This window comes from Weissella confusa, assembly GCF_004766315.1.
GTDB classification, from domain to species: Bacteria; Bacillota; Bacilli; order Lactobacillales; family Lactobacillaceae; genus Weissella; species Weissella confusa_A.
Window position 1 is genome coordinate 1 of sequence record NZ_PVSN01000087.1, and the last position, 1,380, is coordinate 1,380.

The 1,380-nt window shown below is 36.8% G+C and carries 1 protein-coding gene; it reads left to right on the plus strand.

Annotated features, from left to right (window positions below):
* Positions 1 to 351: 351 nt before the first annotated feature.
* On the plus strand, positions 352 to 1,221 hold the full coding sequence (locus tag C6P11_RS10785) for a DUF6020 family protein (RefSeq protein WP_280950219.1): 870 nt from the start codon (positions 352 to 354) through the stop codon (positions 1,219 to 1,221).
* Positions 1,222 to 1,380: the final 159 nt, after the last annotated feature.

The following is a 1,380-nucleotide window of genomic DNA, read 5'->3' on the forward strand; positions in this document are numbered from 1 at the left end:
GGACAATCAACACCTTTCGAGACCGTTTGTTAAAAATCGGGGGACGTGTCACTAAGCACGCCCGCAAGGTGATCTTGACGTTAGATAGCCGCATCCAAGAACAATTCGATGGTCTGTTCTGGCGAGCTTGGGAACGACTAAATGCTTTGTGGCAATAAAACAACGAAGTAGATTTTCAAAAAAATAGCAAAATCTGGCTGGTTTTAGTGTGCCCATTTTTCTCAAAAAACGCTCAATCAAAAAAAAACACCCTGAAACCGTGCCAAGGTACTGGCAGTTTCAAGGTGATTTATCGTATTTTACTGATTTAGCTGTGGTTAAAAATTTAGTGCATGAATAATCCGGGTTATAATATTCAGTCTTGTTTTAACGTATGGATATGTATCCATGCTACAGTCGAAAGTTTCAAGAAAGGCCGCCTTATTTATAACAGGTTTTTTTGTTATTTTTCCATATTTTAATATGCTGGCAATAACACTGGTGAAAGATGCGTTATTTTCATATTCTTTCTCATTTGTATTAATAGCAGTAGTCAATATGTTTCTTAAGAAAAAAGTGACATATTTAGACTTGGTAATTCTGTTTTTTGGAAATGTTGGCACCCTATTCTTCAGGCACAATGGGTTCCCGATCCTGCTGGCAAGTGAACTGATTTTCGTTTTCGTTTTTTATGGGAAAACATTTTGGAAGACTCACGCTGTAATGATTCTCTCCTTGATTATATATTTAGTAGTTTCAGGGCCCGTGTTTAATAGTTTTAATGTAATTCCCGCTCCTAAAAATGAAGATACCGGGATGCTAATCCAAATGGACGCAGCAATTTTGATTGATGAAAATAGTAAGATTTCGGAAATAGACAAACGATATTTTTCTACGGTGTTCGATTCTTCAAGAATTGCTGAGTTGTATAATCCCTATTCGCCAGACGCATTGAAGTTTTCGAGCGCTTTCACCTATGACAGTGATAAGCTACGATTTATCAGTAAATCAGCGAGACTTATATTGGGCAATCCACTGACTGCATTTAAAGCCTATGCAAATCAGGCAAGTATGCTATGGAAAATAAATTCGGTTCAAGGATTGAGGCCGTTTTTTAGGCAACCATACAAATTAGGAAAGCCGTATTATTTTGCCGAGGTAGACGTAATTAAAAAAATAACTTGGATTACAAAGAATTTGAGTACCGTGAATACGGAGATGATAAAGCTAACATGTGGTTGAGGAAACAGCTATTAAAATATCAAGTATTATTTAACCCGGATTATTCATGCACTAAATTTTTAACCACAGCTAAATCAGTAAAATACGATAAATCACCTTGAAACTGCCAGTACCTTGGCACGGTTTCAGGGTGTTTTTTTCGATTGGGCGTTTTTTGAG